A 19,544-nucleotide genomic window follows, 5' to 3' on the forward strand; every position below is an offset into this window, starting at 1 on the left:
CTGGTGGCAGGAACCGGGGTCGTTCTGATTCCGGGGCCCGAACCTCCGGGACCACGGGAAAGTCGCCCCACTTGCATACCCCGGGGGGTATCTGACAGTATGTGGTCACCACCAATTCACCAGACCTTCCGGAGTGACCCCCATGCTGTTGCATCGTTTCTACGACGAAGACCTCGCCCAGGCCAGCTACTTCATCGGCTGCCAGGCACAGAACACCGCCGTCGTCGTCGACCCCCGCCGCGACATCACCGACTACCTCACCCTCGCCGAACACCACGGCATGACCATCACGGGCGTCACCGAAACCCACATCCACGCCGACTACCTCTCCGGCACCCGGGAACTGGCCGCCGCCACCGGCGCCGAGATCTACCTCTCCGGCGAAGGCGACGAGGACTGGCAGTACGGCTTCGACGGCACCCGCCTGCACGACGGTGACACCATCACCATCGGCAACATCACCATCCAGGCCCGCCACACCCCGGGCCACACCCCGGAACACCTGTCCTTCCTGGTCACCGACGGCGCCTTCGCCGACACCCCCGGCTACCTGCTCTCCGGAGACTTCGTCTTCTCCGGCGACCTGGGCCGCCCCGACCTGCTCGACGAGGCCGCCGGCGGCGTCGACACCCGTTTCGGCGGCGCCCGGCAGATCTTCGCCAGCCTGAAAAACGTCTTCCTCACGCTGCCCGACCACGTCCAGGTCTACCCCGCCCACGGCGCGGGCTCGGCCTGCGGCAAGGCACTCGGCGCCCTGCCCTCGACCACCGTCGGCTACGAACGCGCCTACGCCTGGTGGGCCCCCTACCTGGCCGCCGACGACGAGCAGGGCTTCGTCGACGAACTCCTCGACGGCCAGCCCGACGCCCACGCCTACTTCGGGCGGATGAAACGCCAGAACAAGACCGGCCCCACGATCCTGGGTTACCCGCTGGCCGAGCTGCCCGAACTGACCGGGGCCGACATCGCCGGGCAGGTGGAGTCCGGGGAGAAGATCATCGTCGACACCCGCCACCACTCCCAGGTCCACCAGGGCACCGTCGTCGGTGCGGTCAACGTCCCCGGGATCGACAAGGCCGCCAGCTACATCGCGTGGGTCGTCGACCCGGAATCCGACACCGGGGACCTGGTCGTGCTGGCCGCGTCGGCCGAGCAGGCCGCGGAGTTCCGTGACCACTTCATCCGCGTCGGCGTCGATCAGACCGTCGGCTACGTCACCTCCTTCGAGGGCCTGCCGACCACCACCCCGCAGGTCCTGGCCCAGGACGACCTCGACGGCACCGACAGGGACATGCTGCTGGATCTGCGCAACAAGACCGAGCACGCCGAGGGTCATATCCCCGGTTCGGTGCAGCTCTCCGGTGGGCGTGTGCTGTGGAACCTCGGGCAGCTGCCGGGCACCGACGCCAGGATCGTGACGTACTGCCAGTCGGGTGTGCGTAACTCCGTCGCCGCCTCCGCGCTGCGCCGCAGGGGCTACGACATCGTCGAGCTCGAGGGCAGCTACCTCGGCTGGCTCGACCACCAGAATGCGAAGTAGGCCGTGGTACTGTCCGGCACCCTGATCTCGGTACTGATCCTCGCCATCGCCATCGGGCTGTCCCTGGGGCTGCTCGGTGGTGGCGGGTCCATCCTCACCGTCCCCCTGCTGACCTACGTCGCGGGCATGGACCCGAAGGAGGCCATCGCCGCCTCACTGTTCGTCGTCGGCGTGACCTCCGTGGTGAGCACTCTGCCCCATGCCAGGCTGGGCAACGTCCAGTGGCGCACCGGCCTGATCTTCGGCGCAGCCAGCATGGTCGGCGCCTTCCTCGGCGGCCTGGCCGGCGGGCGCATCCCGGGCGTGGTCCTCATGATCGCCTTCGCCCTCATGATGATCGCCACCGCCGGAGCCATGCTGCGCGGCCGGAAGAAGACCGCAAGCACCGGGGAGAAGAAACACCTGCCCCTGGGCAAGATCCTCGCTGAAGGCCTGGTCGTGGGCCTGGTCACCGGTCTGGTCGGCGCCGGCGGCGGATTCCTCGTCGTCCCGGCCCTCGCACTGCTCGGCGGCCTGGCCATGCCGGTCGCGGTCGGCACATCCCTGCTGGTCATCTCGATGAAGTCCTTCGCCGGACTCGCCGGCTACCTGACCTCCGTCAGCCTCGACTGGCCCCTGATCCTGGCGGTCACGGGTATGGCCGTGATCGGCGCCCTCATCGGCGCCCGCCTGACCAGGGTCGTCCCGGAACAGGCCCTGCGCAAGGGCTTCGGCGTCTTCGTCCTTGTCATGGGCTTCGTCGTCCTGGCACAGGAACTGCCGGCGCTACTGGGCTAGACGCCCGTTGACGCGCGGCAGAAACAGGAAGGGGACGGCTCAGGCCGTCTCCTTCTTTTCGCTGTCCAGGACCATCTTCGGTTCGGTCTCGCCGCGGACGACCTCGTCGGTGATGATGACCTCCGCGATGTCGTCACGATCCGGGATGTCATACATCACCGGTACGAGCAGCTCCTCCATGATGGAGCGCAGACCACGGGCGCCGGTGCCGCGCTCCAGCGCCTTGTCGGCGATGACCTCCAGGGAGTCCTCGGTGAAGGTCAACTGGACGTCATCCATCTCGAAGAGCCGCTGGTACTGCTTGACCAGGGAGTTCCTCGGCTCGGTGAGCACCTTGACCAGTGATTTCTGGTCGAGGTTCTCCACGGTGGCCACGATGGGCAGACGACCGATGAACTCGGGGATGAGGCCGAACTTCACCAGGTCCTCCGGCCGGACCTGCTCGAACAGGTCCATCTTCTCCCGGTCGGAGGCGGACTCGATCTCCGAGCCGAAGCCAATGCCCTTCTTGCCCACGCGGTCCTGGATGACCTTCTCCAGCCCTGCGAAGGCACCGGCCACGATGAACAGGATGTTCGAGGTGTCCAGCTGGATGAACTCCTGGTTGGGGTGCTTGCGCCCGCCCTGCGGCGGAATGGAGGCGGTCGTACCCTCGAGGATCTTCAGCAGCGCCTGCTGCACACCCTCACCGGAGACGTCACGGGTGATCGACGGGTTGTCGGACTTCCGCGAGATCTTGTCCACCTCGTCGACGTAGATGATGCCGCGCTGGGCACGCTGGACGTCGAAATCCGCGGCCTGCAGCAGCTTCAGCAGGATGTTCTCCACGTCCTCACCGACGTAGCCCGCCTCGGTGAGGGACGTGGCGTCGGCGATCGCGAAGGGCACGTCCAGCATGCGTGCCAATGTCTGGGCCAGGTAGGTTTTGCCGGAGCCGGTGGGGCCGAGAAGAAGGATGTTCGACTTCGCCAGCTCCACCTCGTCCTTGCGACCACGACGCGACGTGGTCGACGGGGCGGAGATCTCCTCGGTGCGGATGCGCTTGTAGTGGTTGTACACCGCGACGGCGAGGATGCGCTTGGCCTTGTCCTGGCCGATGACGTACTTGTCCAGGAAAGCCGAGATCTCGGAGGGGCGCGGGAGCTTGTCCTCCTTCTGCTCGGCGGCCTGGGCGGCGCCGAGTTCCTCTTCGATGATCTCGTTGCACAGCTCGATGCACTCATCGCAGATGTACACTCCGCCGCCGGCAATGAGCTTCTTGACCTGCTTCTGGCTCTTCCCGCAGAAGGAGCACTTCAGCAGATCGGCGCTTTCTTGCATTCGTGCCATGAGGGGTATCTATCTCGCTTCACTCGATCGAGGGACGGGACTGTCCCTCCACTCTAATAGGAGGGTCAAACCGGAGTCGGACCCCCACTCCCCCCTCAACGGGAAATCGACGGGTTTGTTCCCCCAGAGAAAACCCCGCCCTCCGCGATGGGCGGGGACGGGGCCGGGCGTCGATGAGCGGGGAGGTTCTAGGACACGCCCTCGGCGACCTTGAACGGCGCGTCGGTGACGGCGCGGACCGACTCGACGGTCTCGCCCTCGGCGACCTGCAGGAGGGTGAGGCCCTCGGTGGCGTCGACGCCGAAGACGGCGTAGTTGGAGACGATCATGTCGACGCACTTCGCACCGGTCAGCGGGAGGACACAGGCCGGGAGAATCTTGGAGTCACCCTTTTTGGTGGTGTGGTCCATCATGACGATGATCTTCTGGGCACCGTGGACGAGGTCCATCGCGCCGCCCATGCCCTTGACCATCTTGCCGGGGATCATCCAGTTGGCCAGGTCACCGAACTGGGAGACCTCCATGGCGCCCAGGACGGCGACGTCGATCGCGCGGGAGCGGATCATGGCGAAGGAGTCGGAGGAGGAGAAGTAGGAGCCGCCCTCGGTGATGGTGATGGTCTCCTTGCCGGCGTTGATGAGCTCGGGGTCGAGCTCGTCCTCGGTCGGGTACGGGCCAACGCCGAGGATGCCGTTCTCGGAGTGGAGGACGACCTCGAGGCCCTCGGGCAGGAAGCCCGGGATCAGGGTCGGCATGCCGATGCCGAGGTTGACGTACTGGCCGTTCTCCAGCTCGGTGGCCACGCGTGCGGCCATCTGTTCCTTGTTCCAGGTCATTGACTAACTCACCGTCCTGTTCTCGATACCGGTCTCCTGCGGGCCGACCTCGACCACGCGATCGACGTAGATGCCCGGAAGGTCGACTTCCTCGGGGTCGATCACGTCGACGAGGTGCTCGACCTGGGCGATGGTGACCCTGCCGCTCATGGCGGCGTCCGGGTTGAAGTTCATGGCGGTCTTGTTGAAGACCAGGTTGCCGTAGCGGTCGCCCTTGTGCGCGTGGACCAGGGCGTAGTCGGCGCGGATGGACTCCTCGAGCACGTAGAGCTTGCCGTTGAACTCGCGGGTCTCCTTGGGCTTGGAGACCACGGCCACGGTGCCGTCCTCGTTGTAGCGCTGGGGCAGGCCGCCCTCGGCGACCTGGGTGCCCACGCCGGCGGTGGTGTAGAAGGCGGGGATGCCTGCGCCACCGGCGCGCATGCGCTCGGCCAGGGTGCCCTGCGGGGTGAACTCCACGGTGAGCTCACCGGAGAGGTACTGGCGGGCGTACTCCTTGTTCGATCCCAGGTAGGAACCGATGGACTTGGAGATCCGCTTGTCAGCCAGCAGCAGGCCGAGGCCGAAGCCGTCGGTGCCGAGGTTGTTGGAGATGATCGTGAGGTCAGTCGCGCCATGTTCGCGGAGGGCGTCGATCAGCCGGGCGGGGATGCCGACCAGACCGAATCCACCGACGGCGATGGAAGCACCGTCGTGGATGTCGGCTACGGCCGCATCAGTTGTCGGAAGGGTCTTGTCAAGCATGTTTCAGACTGTACACTCGGGTTCACACACTGCACAAGGGTTCACATCGCGAACCGGAAAGGAGTTGAACGTGGGCACCCCCGAGACACCGAATGTCCAGTCCCTGGTCCGTGGACTGTCAGTCATCAGGACCTTCAACGCCGATCGCCCCCGCCAGACGCTGGCGCAGGTCGCCGAGGCCACCGGCCTTGCACGCGCCACCGCCCGCCGCTTCCTCCACACCCTGGTCACCATCGGCTACGCAGGTACCGACGGCACCGAATTCTGGCTGACTCCCCGGGTACTCGAACTCGGCTACAGCTACATGTCCGGCCTGGGGCTGCCCGCCATCGCGCAGCCCCGCCTGGAGGAACTCTCCCGCCGCATCGGCGAATCCAGTTCACTGTCCGTGCTCGACGGGACCGACGTCGTCTACGTCAACCGCGTTCCGGTTCGACGCATCATGACGGTGTCCATCACCATCGGCACCCGCTTCCCCGCCTACGCCACCTCGATGGGCCGCGTCATCCTCGCGGGCCTGCCCCAGGATGAGCTCGACGCGTACCTCGCCGACGTCGAGTTCAAGGCCTTCACCCCCACCACGCTCATCGACGCCCCCTCGCTGCGCGTCGAACTCGCCCGCATCCGCGAGCAGGGCTTCGCCATCGTGGACCAGGAACTCGAACCGGGTCTGCGGTCGCTGGCCGCCCCGGTCCGCTCCCCCTCAGGCAAGGTGGTGGCGGCGGTGAACGTATCCACACAGACCGTCGTCCACCACCTGGATGAACTGCACAACAGCTTCCTCCCGGCACTGATCAACACCGCCGAGCTCATCTCCGCCGACCTCGCGGCCACTGAACTCTTCTGACGAAAGGATCTCCCATGACCAACCCCACCGACATCGTGATCTGCTCCCCCCTGCGCACCGCCGTCGGCGCCTACGGCGGACAGTTCACCACCGTGCCCGTCCAGGACCTCGCCGCCACCGTCGTCCGCGCCATCGTCGAGCGCACCGGCATCTCACCCGAGCAGGTCGATGACCTCATCCTCGGCCAGGCCTCCCCCAACGGTGCCGCACCGGCACTGGGCCGTGTCGTCGCCCTCGACGCCGGCCTGGGCGAGTCCGTCCCCGGCATGCAGCTCGACCGCCGCTGCGGCTCCGGCCTGCAGGCCGTGGTCACCGCCGCCGCACACGTGGCCGCCGGCGCAGCCGACCTGATCATCGCCGGTGGCGCCGAGTCCATGTCGCGCACCGAATACACCGTCGACGCCGACGTCCGCTGGGGCAAGAAGGGCGGCAACATGGTCTTCCGTGACCGCCTCGCCGAGGCCCGCGAGACCGCCGGCGGCAGGAACCACCCGATCCCGGGCGGCATGATCGAGACCGCCGAGAACCTCCGCGAGGAATACTCCATCACCCGCGAGGCCCAGGACGAGATGTCCGTGACCTCCCAGACCCGGGCCGTCGCAGCGCAGGAGAAGGGCATCTTCGCCGAGGAGATCGTCCCGGTCGCCGTCCCGCAGCGCAAGGGTGAGCCGCTGATGGTGGACACCGACGAGCACCCCCGCCCGGGCACCACCCTCGAGATCCTGGCCAAGCTCCGCCCCATCATGGGCCGCCAGGACGCCGACGCCACCGTCACCGCGGGCAACGCCTCCGGCCAGAACGACGGCGCGGCGGCCATGATCGTGACCACCCGCGCCAAGGCCGAGGAGCTGGGACTCACCCCCGTCGTGCAGCTGCGCGGCTGGGCCGTCGCCGGCGTCGCACCGGAGACCATGGGCATCGGCCCTGTCCCGGCCACGAAGAAGGTCCTCGACCGCCTCGGCCTGACCCTGGACGACATCGACCTCATCGAACTCAACGAGGCCTTCGCCGCCCAGGCGCTGTCCGTGCTCTCCGAATGGGGCATCTCCGCCGAGGACCCGCGCCTCAACCCCCTGGGCTCCGGCATCTCGCTGGGCCACCCGGTCGGCGCCACCGGTGCCCGCATGCTCGTCACCGCCTCGCACCAGCTGCAGCGCACCGACGCGAAGACCGCACTGGTCACCATGTGCATCGGCGGCGGCCAGGGCCTGGCAGCCGTGATCGAGAAGGAAGAGAACTAGAAACATGATCCTCCACTCCGTCGAATACGGCTCCCAGAACCCCGGCGACCCGATCGTCCTCCTCGGTTCCATCGCCTCCACCACCGACATGTGGCTCCCCCAGCTGGACGCCCTGTCCGCCACCCGCCGCGTCATCGCCCTCGACCATCCCGGTCACGGCGGTTCCCCGGACCCCGACGTCCAGCCTGGCGAGACCAGCATGGCCGACCTCGCCGACAACGTCCTGGCCACGCTCGACGAGCTGGGCGTGGACAATTTCGCCGTCGTCGGACTGTCCCTGGGCGGCGCCCTGGCGCAGTACCTGACCGCCACCTCCGGGCGCGTCACCCGTGCCGCTTTCCTGTGCACCGCCCCTTTCTTCGGCGGCACGCAGAAGTGGCACCCGCGTTCGGAGCTCACCCGCGCGCAGGGCCTCGAGCCGATGGCCGACGGCGTCATCGGCCTGTGGTTCACCGAACAGTTCCGCGGCACGCGCCCGGCCACCACCGCGTTCTACCGCCGCATGGTCACCTCCACCCGCGGAGTCGGCTACGCCGCCTGCTCCGACGCCCTCGCCCACTGGGACTTCGCCGACCGGCTGAAGGAGATCACCGTCCCGGTGCTCACCATCGCGGGCGCCGAGGACGAGTCCACCCCGCCCGCGGCACTCCAGGCCATCGCCGACGGCGTGTCCGGTGAAACCCGCGCGGAGGTCATCTCGCCGGCCGCTCACGTGCCCACCGTGGAGAACCCCGAGCAGGTCAACGCCCTGCTGGTGCAGTTCCTGGGTTAAACCGGCTCTTCACGATCTAGAGTGCGTAGCGGACCGCAGAGCCTGGTTCGGGGTGGCACAACATGTAGGGGTCCTGGCCGGTACAAGATGAGAGTTACGACGCTTTCATCTGACCGAACCAGGACCCTACTGTGCATTCTAGTGGCAACCTCGTGGCCGACACCATCTGCCGAACCGCGGAAATCGGACTGACGATCACCGGTGCTGCCGATGCCGGCACCCTGACCATCATCGACGCCGCACCTGTGGCCGTGGACGATCAGTGCCCGGGCTGCCAGCAGCCCGGGAAGCTACGCGATCACGTCACCCGCCGGCTCGTTGATTTGCCTGTCGTGGGGTTCCCCACCCGCCTGCATGTCCGTGTCCCAAGGTTCACCTGCAGCAATCCAGCGTGCGGCAGGAAGCTCTTCCAGACCTCCTTGAGCTGTGCCGATGACGGTGCGAAGCTCACCCACCGCGTGACCCGCTGGATCCTCCAACGCCTGGCGATTGATCGGATGAGCGTGTCCGCGACCGCCAAGGCCCTCGGTGTGGGCTGGGAGCTGGTTAACCAGATCGCCGTGGACGCCTGCCGCCAGCTTGTCTACGACAACCCCGACCATCTGGATGGCGTCCGGATCCTCGGGGTCGACGAGCACGTCTGGAAACACACCCGACGCCCCGGACAGCCGTCCTCGTTCGTGACGGTCCTGGTGGACCTGACACCGCTGGTGGACGGTCGTGGGCCTGCCCGGCTGCTGGACATGCGGCCGGGGCGCAGCGCCGACGTGCTGCGCACGTGGTTGCAAGAGCGTGAGCCTGAGTTCAGGAGACAAGTGCAGGTAGTGACCATGGACGGCTTCGCCGGCTACGCCACCGCGGTGGATCAGGTGTTGCCCCAGGCAAGGAAGGTGATGGATCCGTTCCACGTCGTGCACCTGGCCGCGGACAAACTCACCGGCTGCCGGCAACGACTCCAACGAGAGACCACCGGCAGACGCGGGCGTAAGGACGATCCGCTGTACAAGTACCGGCGCACCCTGCTGACCAGGACGAACTATCTCACGGAGCGGCAGAAGCAACGGCTGGATCTGTTGTGGGCCACCGACGATGAGTACGTCGCCCTCGAGGTCACGTGGATGTTCTACCAGGACATGATCCAGGCGTACGGGCATCCGCAAAAGTCAGAGGGCAAGAAACTGATGACCAGGGTGATCAATACGTTGCGCAAGGGGCTTCCGCCAGGGTTGGAGGAGCTCGCCCAACTGGGGCGCACATTGTGGCGTCGGCGCGAGGACATCCTGGCCTACTTCGACATCGGGGCATCGAACGGTCCGGTCGAGGCGATCAACGGCAGGCTCGAGCATCTACGCGGAATCGCCCTGGGGTTCAGGAACCTCAACCACTACATCTTGCGGTCACTGATCCACTCCGGACAGCTGCAGGCCAGGATCAACGCACTCTAAATCGTGAAGAGCCGTTAAACCCCTCGCGTGACGACGCCGCCGTGCCCCCGTATTCCGGGGGCACGGCGGCGTTTCTCTGGCGGTGGCACATCAGGGCGCATTTACCGCGCCGCCAGCTCCTCCAGACGTCCCAGCCAGAGAGAAAACTCCCCTGCAACCATGGAGTCGTGAAGGGCATGGGGTGCGTAAATTACCGGGGTGTCCATTGTCAGTGCCATAGCTGCCAGTACCTGTTCAGTGGTAGCGTCAGCCACTCCTTCTGCAGTCTTCAGACTCTGCAGGTCTTTTCCAGCCAAGGCCGCCACTGGGTCACTGGGGCGAAGCGGTGTGAAAATTTCTACGAACTGCTGCCGGAGCGATTCGGTGTCAGCAGGAGTCACATTCTGCGAGGCGACCTCCTCCACCATGTCCTCGAACACTAGGAGACGGTGGAGTGGGGAGTTCTGCTGTACTTCACGCCCCTGCTCCTCAATATCTGCTTTTTCTCGGCGGAGCGTGAATACCAGATCGTCCGTGTCCAACTCGAGATATCCCATGAGACGTCTCAGTTCCCGGGTCTTGGCGAATGTGTCATTCGCGATATTCACGGCCAACGCCTCGTCAATCTTCACGATCCCCCGGGGAAGATCCTGAGCCCCCTGGATGAGAACGATGAGTCCCCCTATCGTCTGGGCATAATTGACTATCTCGCTGCGGTGTTCATCCAAGAGCATCTGGATTACCTTGGGCATGAGTTCGGACCAACTCCATACCGGGACTTTCACTCCTCCATATTCGAAGGCCGTGACAACTCGGCCGGTGAACTGGGTTTCCTCCCCGAGCGGTTCGGTGAGCGGAGGATTCTTCTTCGGCTCATAATCCGTGGCGGGAAGCTCCCAGTAGGAAAGAGCAGCATCCAGCAGAGCTCGGGTCCGTTCCTGCATGGCTTCTTCATCCCACCGGTTACGGTCCCGGATGTCGCGGTTCAGTCGATATGGAGTCTCCCTGAATCCGTTTTCCCGATCACGTTTCTGAATGAAAGGGAGGTTGGAGTAGCTGGAATTATACCCCGTCACCGTGAGGTTTCCGATCCTATTGACCCAGCTGCGGTGTATTTCCTCACTCCTGCCACCCAGTTCATCCCGCCATTGGGCAGTCAACGTCTGCGGCATGACGTGTTCAATACTGACAATCTGGTTTTCCAGTGCCGTAACAATGTCCTTGGTGTCATTGGAATCACCGTTCTCCAGAACATCGAACATGTACCGGTGCATGTTTTTATTCATCCGGTACATGTTTCGGGAAGCAAAGGCTTCTCCGAATTCATTATCGTCCGGAATGCGTCCGCTCGTGTCATCCCGTCTCCTCAACAGATGCACAAGAACATCCCAGGTACCATCACCATCCCGCCGCAACTTCCGGATTTCGTTATACATGGTCGCGTAGATCTTGTTCAGCGCGTTTGCATTCACCGAGGAAATGGTCCGCCGAAACGTGTGGGTCTCAAGGACCCGGATGATCCGCGCAAACTCATCCACGGACAGCTGTCCCTCTTTAAACTCCCTGTACAGCGGAAGGACGAGAGGCAGAAGAACGTCACCACGGATGAGGTTGAAGCGATCGAGGATCCGGTCAAGTTTGACATTGCCGGTATCCGGCGTGTCAATCTCCCTGAATACTGCCGAATAATCATGGAGATCACGCAAAATAATCTCCACTGGCTCGACAGCGCGGGCAAGGACTCCTTTGAACTCATCGTAGACTGCATTCTGGTTCGGCGTCCGAGACAACCGGATGGTCAGGTACCAGCGAATGAACCAGTCCGTCCGGTATCCGACATTGATCTCTGTTGCATTCCAGTAGTTCTCGTAGAGACGCTCCTGGGTCTGATGGTCAAGTCCCATCAGGACAAGATTGCGAATCTTATCTGCTTCGCTGAGAGCGAGGCCAGTCGAGTTGAGGGACTCGAATATCCGCTGTGGATCGTCATGGGACTCAAGGTCAAGAATCATGAGCTCGAGTCTCTCAATGGCATTCCAGACCTCCTCCCCCGTGAGGTTTGTCTTGGCGAGACGGTCCAGGAAATACCGGTAATTCGAAGTCAGGTTCGAATCTTCGATGAAGTGCTTCTCATCCCCGAAAAGCCGGTAATAGGCGAGATTGTCATTCTTGACAGGCTTGAGCTTGAACTTGACCTCATCGGAGCTGTGACTCATCTTGAGGTAGCTGCGTTGAATACGGGAAGCAAGCTCAGGATCTGAGGTCGCGATAGTCCTCGAATCAATGGAACGGGAAAGCGCTAGCATGAGCAAACTCAGAGTTGTCAGCCGCTGCTGTCCGTCGATGACGATCCACTTGAAGGATGTCTCCGGATCACCAACAACTGCGCCGAAAAAGTGCTTCGGGCGGTTCTCCCTGATCGCATTCTCCAGATCATCGAACAGTCTCTCACACTGCTTACGGGTCCAGTCGTAATTCCGCTGATAAACAGGGATAATAATGCTCTTTTCGGCGCTATCAAAAATTGTGTAGGCGCTCTTTACCGAACCTTTCAATGCAAGCATCCTTTTTAGTCGTCACGGCAATGTTTTATGTGAGATTACTCCAAAGTGATGCCGGCTTCTGCAGATATGCCGCACACCAGACGACGCCGCCGCAGCCCGGAACCCGGGCTGCGGCGGCGTCGTCACGCGGTCAGCATCAGAACGGGAAACGGGCCTCGCCCGGCGCCACGCCGACCCAGTGGTCGGTGGTGAACTCCTCGATGGCCCACTCGCCGTTGAAGCGGCCGAGGCCGGAGTTCTTCTCTCCACCGAACATGACGTGCGGCTCGTCGTTGACGGTGATGTCGTTGACGTGGGTCATGCCGGCCTTGATACCGCGGGCGAAACGCACGCCGCGGGTGAGGTCACGGGTGTACACGGCGGAGGCGAGACCGAACTCGGTGTCGTTGGCCAGCTCGAGGGCGTGGGCCTCGTCATCCGCCTTGATGATGCCCACGACGGGGCCGAAGATCTCCTCGCGGAAGATCTCCATGTCGGGGGTGACGTCGGCGAAGACGTGCGGGGCGACGACGCGGCCCTCGACGGGGCCGGAGACCAGCTCACGGGCGCCCTCGGAACGGGCCTGCTCGATCTTGGCGGTGACGGACGTGACCTGGCTGTCGTTGACGAGGGGGCCGACGACGGTGGCGTCGTCAAGCTGATCGCCGTAGGACAGGGTCTTCACCCGCGCGGTGAAGGCCTCGACGAACTCGTCGTAGACCGGGGCCTGGACGATGATCCGGTTGACGGCCATGCAGATCTGGCCCTGGTGGAGGAACTTGCCCAGGGTGGCGGCACCCACGGCCTGCTCGAGATCAGCGTCATCGAGGATGACGAGCGGGGCGTTGCCGCCGAGCTCCAGCGAGACCTTCTTCATGTGCTCGCCGCCGACTGCCGCACGGCCCACGCCCTTGCCCACCGGGGTGGAACCGGTGAAGGAGATCAGACGCGGGATGGCGTGCTCGACGAAGTGGTCACCGATCTCGGAGCCGGCGCCGACGACGATGTTGAGCACGCCCTCGGGCAGTCCGGCGGCCTCGAAGATCTTGCCCAGCAGCAGGCCACCCGTCAGCGGGGTGTCCGAAGCCGGCTTGAGCACGACGGCGTTGCCGCAACCCAGCGCCGGGGCGACCGAGCGCATCGAGAGCCCCAGGGGGAAGTTCCACGGGCTGATGACGCCGACCACGCCCAGCGCCTCACGGAAGACGTAGTTGGTCTTGCCCGGGGTGTTCGACGGCAGGATCTGGCCCGTGATGCGGGTGGGGAAGGTCGCGGCCTCACGCAGGGAGCCGATCGCGAGCCCCGTCTCGATGTTCGCCTTGATGGCGGTGGAACCGGACTCGGCACGCAGCAGCGCCACGATGGACCCGCGGTTCTCCTCGATCCAGTCGGCGGCCTTGTTAAGGATCTGCGCACGCTTCTTCGGCGCCAGCGCGGCCCAACCGACCTGTGCCTCCTGCGCGATCTCGTAGGCCGTGTCGACGTCCTCACGGGACGCCTGACGGATCGTGGCGATCGTCTCGTCATTGAAGGGATTGGAGGTGGTGGCGGTGCGCTCGGAGGTGCCCTCGCGCCAGCCGCCGATGTAGAGCTGTTCAGTGACCAGCGAGGAGTACGGGGCAGTGGTGACGGTCATGTCTGTGTTCTTCTTTCTTTTCGGGGGAAGTTACTGGTCCACGGAGGAGACCCGGAGGACGGCCTTAATGGTGCCGCCTTCGTGTGCGTCATGGATGGCTTCGTCGATCTGGTCGAAGCCGTAGGTGGTGATCAGCCGGTCGAAGGGGAAGCGGCCCTGGCGGTACAGGGCGATCAGCGCGGGGATCAGCTCACCGCTGGTGCGCGACCCACCGAGGGTGCCCACCACCTTCTTACCGAAGAGCGTGCGCATGTGGTCGAGGGAGAAACGGGCTTCGGCGGGGGCGCCGCCGACGAGGATGAAGGTGCCCAGCAGGCCGACGGCGTCGGCCGCCTGCTCGATGACCCGGATGCTGCCGGTGCAGTCGAGGACGTAGTCGGCCGGCCCGCCGCAGATCTCGGTGACCGCTTCGACGATGTCGCGGTCGCGGGTGTTGACGGTGTGGGTCGCACCGAACTCCCGCGCCAGCTCCAGGCGGGAATCCTGCAGGTCCATCGCGATGATGGTGGCCGCCGGGGTGTTGCGTGCGGCCATCACCGCGGCCAGGCCCACCGCGCCCGACCCGATGATCACGATGGACTCGCCCGGCCCCGGCTGCGCGGTGTTGAACACCGCGCCCGCACCGGTGGTGATGCCGCAGGCCAGCGGACCCAGCAATTCCAGGTCGACGTCCTTGTCGACCTTGACCACCGCGTTCTCCCGCGTGAGGGAGTAGGTGGCGAAGGAGGACTGGCCGAAGAAGTGCCCGGACAGCGGCGTTCCGTCCGCCCGGGAGTAGGCGGAGGAACCGGCGTCGGGGCCGTGCAGGCGCACCCCGGCGAGCAGTTCCGCGCCGATGTTCAGGCAGTAGCGGTGCTCGCCACGGATGCAGTTGCGGCACTGTCCGCAGTAGGGCCAGCCCATGATGACGTGGTCGCCCGGGGCAACCGAGGTCACGCCCTCGCCGACCTGCTCGACGACGCCGGAGCCCTCGTGGCCGAGCACTCCGGGCAGCGGGAGCGGCATGTCCCCGCCTTGGGTGTTCAGGTCCGTGTGGCATACGCCGGTGGCCACCACGCGGACGAGCACCTCACCGGTGCCGGGAGCATCCAGGGTGAGTTCTTCGCGGGTGAAGGGCTGGTCGATGCCCTCCACGACATAAGCGTCGATCTTCATGACGGGGAATCCTCTCTCTGCTCTCTCCCACCGTCCTGCGACAGTGGCACTTCGGGAAGGCCCTCGGCTCTATACACCGGGTCCCCCCCACTTCACAGATGATGCCAGAAGTGATGCGCAACACCCTAGGACTGGAGTGCAAGATGGTCGGGACCACACCGCAACCCTGCCACCCACCCGGCCTCACGGAACTCACTCGGGGTGCATTCGAACTGCCTGCGGAAGCACCGTGAGAAATAGGAGGCGTCCGGGAAGCCCGCCCGTTGCGCGACCTGCACCACGGCAAGCTCGGGGTGCCGGATGAGCAGGTCTCCGGCGAGAGCGAGGCGGCGTTCCCGCACCACAGCACCCGACGTGGTGCCCACCTCGGCGAAGAGGTTGTGGAGCGTGCGTGTGGAGATGAAATGCTCCCGCGCGATGCGCCCGGGCGACAGGTCCTCCGCCAGGAGATTCCCGTCGATCCAACGCTCGATGGCGGCCCGCTGCCCGGCGCGCCGGCTTTCCGCCTCCGGTGGCGCCGCCCCCAGCGTGGAGCCGAAGAGCATCGTCAGCATGTCCACCGTGGTCCGGGCGATCTGGTGCCCGTAGCCACGCCCCACCTCATCGATGCTGTGGGCCAGGCCCCTGAGGTACGGCAACGCCACCCGCCCCGGGCCTTCATCCGGTGTGAATCTGGCGGCCCGGAGGTCGTGATAGGCCGGACCGAGGGTCAGAAGGCGTGATTTGGGTACGACCATGATGAGGCTCTCGAAGCCCGTGTCGCTCCACACCTGATAGGGGTTCATCGAGTCATGGACGCCGAGCTGGCCACGTCCGATGGTCTGCTCCCTCCCCTCCTGGCGGATGACCGCCGCACCGTCGAGTACGTAGTAGATCTTCAGCGCCGAATCATCCGGGGCGACGGTACCGGCGTAGTCGACCTCGTGCCCGGAGGCGTGCACGGTGGACAACACCACGTCATCCAGCTGATAGGACTGGAGGGCAGCGCGGAAACCACCGCCCCCGGGGAGGTGGACCGGCGAGACGGTGGCCTGTCGGCCGGCGTCGTCGTGGAACACGGGCCGGTACACCCGGGTGATGCTGCGCCCGAAGGCGTCGGCGTCATCGAAGGTCACGGCACCTTGAGTGCCGGTGCGGATCACGGTGGGCCACCCCTCATCTCCGCGTCAGCGGTCTGGCGTCAGGGGTCCAGTGTAGGCAGGACCACCGGCCGGCGGTAGCGTGATCGGCACGACAGAGACGGTTCGAGCCTGGGAGGTGCCTGATGGCGGGGGGAAGTCGGCAACCTGGCCGCTCCGTGACGGAGAAGATCTCGGCGATTTTCTCGGCCTTCGAGCGGGAACGTCGCCCGTTGTCGCTGACCGAGGTGGCCGAACACGCCGACCTCCCCCTCAGTTCGGCACACCGCATGGTCAAGGATCTGATCGGGCACGGCCTGCTCACCCGCACGGCCGACGGCCGCTACCAGGTGGGCCTGCGCCTGTGGCGGCTCGGCCAGTCCGTGGGACACCAACTGCGGGAGACCGCCCATCCGTACATCCAGGACCTCTACTCGCTGACGGGTGAGACCTCGCACCTGGCGATCAGGGACGGCCGCGAGGTGCTGTACATCTTCCGCCTCTACGGCACGAAGCGCGTCGCCCGTTCCTCCTGGTCCGGGGGCAGGCTCCCCCTGCACACGACCGCGGTGGGCAAGGTGATCCTCGCACACGAGGAGGAGTGGGTGCAGGAGGCGTTCCTCAGCCTGCAGATGGATCGGCCCACCCGCAACACCATCGACAATCCGGCGACCCTGGCCAGAGAGCTGGCGCAGATCCGCGGGCAGGGGTACGCCACCACCTACGAGGAGCAGCGCCTCGGAACCTGCTCCATCGCGGTCCCGGTGTTCCATTCGGGCCAGATCGGCGCGGGCCTGGGCGTGGTGCTCTCGGCGGACAAGTTCCCCACCCTCCCCCGCTTCCTGCCGACCCTGCAGGCGGTGAGCCGACGCATCGAGAAGGCGACCGCACATATTCCGTTGGAGACCCTCCTCGAATCGAGTCGGCTCGGCGATCACTAGCCCGAACGCCACCCCTCCACGCTGCACAAACGAAGCCACTTCCACTCAGTGGAAGATTGACTTCTCACTCGCCGCCATTTCCTCGCACTATGTCCTTCAAGCCCCTCGGTGATTCACATCACCAGGAACGGCCGACTAGATCCACATCACACGCTGCGCCACATACGACGCCCCCGCAGCGGATCAGGAGGAACAGGACATGAGCACCGAAACCACAACCGCACCCACCGCCACCGGCGGCTGCCCCTTCAGCCACGGCGGCGGCGCGGCCGTCATCGCCGAGGACCATCACGGTTACGAGCCCTTCCAGATGAAGGACCCCTTCCCCGCCTACGCCGAGCTCCGCTCGGAGGCACCGGTCATGTTCGACGAGCGCATCGGCTACTGGGTGGTCTCCCGCTACGACGACATCAAGTCCGTGTTCGACGACTGGGAGACCTTCTCCTCCGAGAACGCCCAGGCCCCGGTCCGTGAGCGCGGCCCACAGGCGAAGCAGATCATGGCGGACGGTGGCTTCACCGCCTACTCGGGACTCTCCGCACGCATCCCCCCGGAGCACACCCGTATCCGCGCGATCGCCCAGAAGGCGTTCACCCCGCGCCGCTACAAGGCACTCGAGCCGGACATCCGCGAGAACGTCCGGAAGCGGCTCCACGACCTGCTCGAACGTGCGGACCACACCGGCGACATGGTGCCCGACCTCGCCTACGACATCCCCACCATCACCATCCTCACCCTCATCGGGGTGGACACCGGCGAGATCGACACCTACAAGAAATGGAGCGACTCCCGCGCCGCCATGACCTGGGGCGATCTCAGCGACGAGGAGCAGATCCCGCACGCACACAACCTCGTCGACTACTGGCAGGAATGCCAGCGACTCGTGGCGCAGGCCCACCGGAACCCGAGCGACAACCTCACCGGCGACCTGGTCCGCCACCAGCAGGACGGGGGCGAGATCTCCGACCACGAGATCGCCTCCCTCCTCTACTCCCTGCTCTTCGCCGGCCACGAGACGACCACCACCCTGATCTCCAACTGCTTCCGCGTGCTCCTCGCCCACCGCGACCAGTGGCAGCAGCTCATCGACGACCCGAAGAAGATCAACGCAGCCGTCGACGAGGTCCTGCGCTACTCCGGCTCCATCGTCGGTTGGCGCCGCAAGGCCACCCGCGACACCGAGGTCGGCGGGCAGCAGATCGCCGAGGGCGACGGCCTGCTCCTGCTCATGGGGTCCGCCAACCGCGACGACGCCCGCTTCGAACACGCGGAGGAGTTCGACATCTCCCGCACCAACGCCCGCGAGCACCTCTCCTTCGGCTACGGCATCCACTACTGCCTGGGCAACATGCTGGCCAAGCTGCAGGCGAAGATCTGCCTCGAAGAGGCGACCCGGCTCATCCCCTCCCTCCGGCTCACCGACGCTTCCGACGTCGACTTCCGCGAGAACCTCTCCTTCCGCGTCCCCACCTCCGTCCCGGTCACCTGGGACGCCTGATCACACATGGAGCATGACATGACCGACACCAACATCTACGTGCAGCGTTTCGACGACGGCCGCGAACCCCTCCTCGAGACCCTCGGCGGCAAAGGCGCCTCACTCGTGAGCATGACCGCCGCCGACATGCCGGTGCCGCCAGGCTTCGTCGTCACCACAGCCTCCTTCGACGCCTTCATGGCGGATGCGGGCATCGCCGACCAGATCCACGAGGCACTGGAAGGCCTCGACGCCGAAGATGTCGCGGCCGTCGAGAAGCTCTCCGCCGAGATCCGGGATGCGCTGTGCTCCCGCCCCGTTCCGGCGGCCGCCCGGGCAGCGGTCCTCGAGGCGCACGCCGGGCTCATGGCGCAGTGCGGAGGCGAGGTCCCCGTCGCCGTCCGTTCCTCCGCCACCGCCGAGGACCTTCCCGACGCCTCCTTCGCCGGCCAGCAGGACACCTACCTGTGGCAGATCGGTCTGGAGGCGGTGACCGAGCACATCCGCAGGTGCTGGGCCTCGCTGTACACCACCCGCGCGATCATCTACCGGCTGAAGAACAACATCCCCAATGAGGGCCTGTCCATGGCCGTCGTCGTGCAGAAGATGGTCAACGCACGTGTCGCCGGTGTGGCCATGACCCTCAACCCCGCCAACGGCGACCGCTCCAAGGTCACCATCGACTCCTCCTGGGGCGTCGGCGAGCTGGTCGTCTCCGGCGAGGTGACCCCGGACAACATCATGCTGGACAAGGTCACCCTGCAGGTGGTCAACGAGCACCTCGGCGAGAAGCACATCGAGCTCGTCCCCGACCCGGCCGCCGGGGCCCTGATCCAGCGCGACGTACCGGCGGAGCGCGCCAACATCCGCAGCCTCACCGACGCCGAACTCACCGCCGTCGCCACCATGGCCAAGCGCGCCGAGAAGCACTACCGGAGCCCGCAGGACATCGAGTGGGCACTCGACGCCGATCTCCCGGACGGGGAAAACCTGCTGCTCCTGCAGTCGCGCCCCGAGACGGTCCACTCCAACCCGGCGACCGCCGCGGCAGAGAAGAAGCCGGTGGCCGCAGCATCCGCAGGCGGCGGCTTCAGCCTCAGCTTCCTGCCCGCCTCCGTCCTCGCCGCCAAGTAACTCCCCCACCCCACACCCCAAGGAATCATC

At 65.5% G+C, this 19,544-nt stretch carries 16 protein-coding genes; 9 read left to right on the plus strand and 7 right to left on the minus strand.

All coding sequences use genetic code 11. The annotated features are described in order from the left end of the window. Window positions 1-142: 142 nt before the first annotated feature. Window positions 143-1,540 carry an MBL fold metallo-hydrolase gene (locus tag CETAM_RS10150; protein ID WP_156228753.1) on the plus strand — a complete coding sequence of 466 codons (1,398 nt, stop codon included), beginning with the start codon at window positions 143-145 and terminating at the stop codon, window positions 1,538-1,540. 9 nt (window positions 1,541-1,549) lie between these two features. Further along, window positions 1,550-2,317, plus strand: coding sequence for a sulfite exporter TauE/SafE family protein (locus CETAM_RS10155; RefSeq protein ID WP_156229477.1), 768 nt, complete (start codon window positions 1,550-1,552; stop codon window positions 2,315-2,317). Window positions 2,318-2,356: 39 nt separating this feature from the next. Here CETAM_RS10155 and clpX read toward each other — a convergent pair whose 3' ends face one another. From clpX to CETAM_RS10170, 3 genes are all read right to left on the minus strand, one after another. Beyond that, window positions 2,357-3,646 carry an ATP-dependent Clp protease ATP-binding subunit ClpX gene (clpX, locus tag CETAM_RS10160; RefSeq protein WP_156228754.1) on the minus strand — a complete coding sequence of 430 codons (1,290 nt, stop codon included), beginning with the start codon at window positions 3,644-3,646 and terminating at the stop codon, window positions 2,357-2,359. Window positions 3,647-3,834: 188 nt separating this feature from the next. Continuing rightward, complete coding sequence (locus CETAM_RS10165; RefSeq protein ID WP_156228755.1) at window positions 3,835-4,482, minus strand: 3-oxoacid CoA-transferase subunit B; 648 nt, start codon at window positions 4,480-4,482, stop codon at window positions 3,835-3,837. A 3-nt stretch (window positions 4,483-4,485) separates the two neighbouring features. Beyond that, window positions 4,486-5,226 carry a CoA transferase subunit A gene (locus CETAM_RS10170; protein WP_156228756.1) on the minus strand — a complete coding sequence of 247 codons (741 nt, stop codon included), beginning with the start codon at window positions 5,224-5,226 and terminating at the stop codon, window positions 4,486-4,488. A gap of 70 nt (window positions 5,227-5,296) precedes the next feature. Between CETAM_RS10170 and CETAM_RS10175 the strand changes: the two genes are divergently transcribed. The 4 genes from CETAM_RS10175 (at window position 5,297) to CETAM_RS10190 (ending at window position 9,531) form a co-directional block, all read left to right on the plus strand. Then, window positions 5,297-6,073, plus strand: coding sequence for an IclR family transcriptional regulator domain-containing protein (locus tag CETAM_RS10175; RefSeq protein ID WP_231587452.1), 777 nt, complete (start codon window positions 5,297-5,299; stop codon window positions 6,071-6,073). 14 nt (window positions 6,074-6,087) lie between these two features. Next, on the plus strand, window positions 6,088-7,314 hold the full coding sequence (locus CETAM_RS10180; RefSeq protein WP_156228758.1) for an acetyl-CoA C-acetyltransferase: 1,227 nt from the start codon (window positions 6,088-6,090) through the stop codon (window positions 7,312-7,314). A 4-nt stretch (window positions 7,315-7,318) separates the two neighbouring features. Continuing rightward, on the plus strand, window positions 7,319-8,086 hold the full coding sequence (locus CETAM_RS10185) for an alpha/beta fold hydrolase (protein WP_156228759.1): 768 nt from the start codon (window positions 7,319-7,321) through the stop codon (window positions 8,084-8,086). Between the two features lie 131 nt (window positions 8,087-8,217). Continuing rightward, the gene (locus tag CETAM_RS10190; protein WP_156228636.1) at window positions 8,218-9,531 is read left to right on the plus strand and encodes an ISL3 family transposase; all 1,314 of its coding nucleotides are present in this window, start codon (window positions 8,218-8,220) and stop codon (window positions 9,529-9,531) included. 101 nt (window positions 9,532-9,632) lie between these two features. On the opposite strand, the gene CETAM_RS10195 is transcribed toward CETAM_RS10190, so the two are convergent. The 4 genes from CETAM_RS10195 to CETAM_RS10210 all read right to left on the minus strand — a co-directional run bounded on the left by CETAM_RS10195 (window position 9,633) and on the right by CETAM_RS10210 (window position 15,959). Next, window positions 9,633-12,074: a DUF262 domain-containing protein gene (locus CETAM_RS10195; RefSeq protein ID WP_156228760.1), complete on the minus strand. Its 2,442-nt coding sequence runs from the start codon at window positions 12,072-12,074 to the stop codon at window positions 9,633-9,635. Window positions 12,075-12,210: 136 nt separating this feature from the next. Continuing rightward, a complete protein-coding gene (locus CETAM_RS10200; RefSeq protein ID WP_156228761.1) occupies window positions 12,211-13,689 on the minus strand; it encodes an aldehyde dehydrogenase family protein in 1,479 nt (492 codons plus the stop codon). 30 nt (window positions 13,690-13,719) lie between these two features. Further along, window positions 13,720-14,844 (minus strand): NAD(P)-dependent alcohol dehydrogenase, encoded by a 1,125-nt coding sequence (locus CETAM_RS10205; RefSeq protein WP_156228762.1) that lies wholly within the window; start codon window positions 14,842-14,844, stop codon window positions 13,720-13,722. A gap of 125 nt (window positions 14,845-14,969) precedes the next feature. Beyond that, window positions 14,970-15,959, minus strand: a complete 990-nt coding sequence (locus CETAM_RS10210; RefSeq protein ID WP_197085723.1) for an AraC family transcriptional regulator — start codon at window positions 15,957-15,959, stop codon at window positions 14,970-14,972. Window positions 15,960-16,141: 182 nt separating this feature from the next. Between CETAM_RS10210 and CETAM_RS10215 the strand changes: the two genes are divergently transcribed. The 3 genes from CETAM_RS10215 (at window position 16,142) to CETAM_RS10225 (ending at window position 19,514) form a co-directional block, all read left to right on the plus strand. Next, complete coding sequence (locus tag CETAM_RS10215; RefSeq protein WP_330221200.1) at window positions 16,142-16,903, plus strand: IclR family transcriptional regulator; 762 nt, start codon at window positions 16,142-16,144, stop codon at window positions 16,901-16,903. Window positions 16,904-17,102: 199 nt separating this feature from the next. Beyond that, window positions 17,103-18,401, plus strand: coding sequence for a cytochrome P450 (locus tag CETAM_RS10220; protein WP_156228765.1), 1,299 nt, complete (start codon window positions 17,103-17,105; stop codon window positions 18,399-18,401). Between the two features lie 18 nt (window positions 18,402-18,419). Further along, entirely contained in the window at window positions 18,420-19,514 is a 1,095-nt protein-coding gene (locus CETAM_RS10225) for a PEP/pyruvate-binding domain-containing protein (RefSeq protein WP_156228766.1), read from the plus strand. Window positions 19,515-19,544: the final 30 nt, after the last annotated feature.

This window comes from Corynebacterium comes (genome assembly GCF_009734405.1).
Lineage (GTDB): Bacteria > Actinomycetota > Actinomycetes > Mycobacteriales > Mycobacteriaceae > Corynebacterium > Corynebacterium comes.

Bases quoted from the DNA above. Each gene is read 5' to 3' on its own strand.
- clpX (WP_156228754.1), bottom strand. From the start codon at position 3,646: ATGGCACGAATGCAAGAAAGCGCCGATCTGCTGAAGTGCTCCTTCTGC.
- CETAM_RS10195 (WP_156228760.1), bottom strand. From the start codon at position 12,074: ATGCTTGCATTGAAAGGTTCGGTAAAGAGCGCCTACACAATTTTTGAT.
- CETAM_RS10220 (WP_156228765.1), top strand. From the start codon at position 17,103: ATGAGCACCGAAACCACAACCGCACCCACCGCCACCGGCGGCTGCCCC.
- CETAM_RS10170 (WP_156228756.1), bottom strand. From the start codon at position 5,226: ATGCTTGACAAGACCCTTCCGACAACTGATGCGGCCGTAGCCGACATC.
- CETAM_RS10200 (WP_156228761.1), bottom strand. From the start codon at position 13,689: ATGACCGTCACCACTGCCCCGTACTCCTCGCTGGTCACTGAACAGCTC.
- CETAM_RS10185 (WP_156228759.1), top strand. From the start codon at position 7,319: ATGATCCTCCACTCCGTCGAATACGGCTCCCAGAACCCCGGCGACCCG.
- CETAM_RS10205 (WP_156228762.1), bottom strand. From the start codon at position 14,844: ATGAAGATCGACGCTTATGTCGTGGAGGGCATCGACCAGCCCTTCACC.
- CETAM_RS10180 (WP_156228758.1), top strand. From the start codon at position 6,088: ATGACCAACCCCACCGACATCGTGATCTGCTCCCCCCTGCGCACCGCC.
- CETAM_RS10150 (WP_156228753.1), top strand. From the start codon at position 143: ATGCTGTTGCATCGTTTCTACGACGAAGACCTCGCCCAGGCCAGCTAC.
- CETAM_RS10165 (WP_156228755.1), bottom strand. From the start codon at position 4,482: ATGACCTGGAACAAGGAACAGATGGCCGCACGCGTGGCCACCGAGCTG.
- CETAM_RS10225 (WP_156228766.1), top strand. From the start codon at position 18,420: ATGACCGACACCAACATCTACGTGCAGCGTTTCGACGACGGCCGCGAA.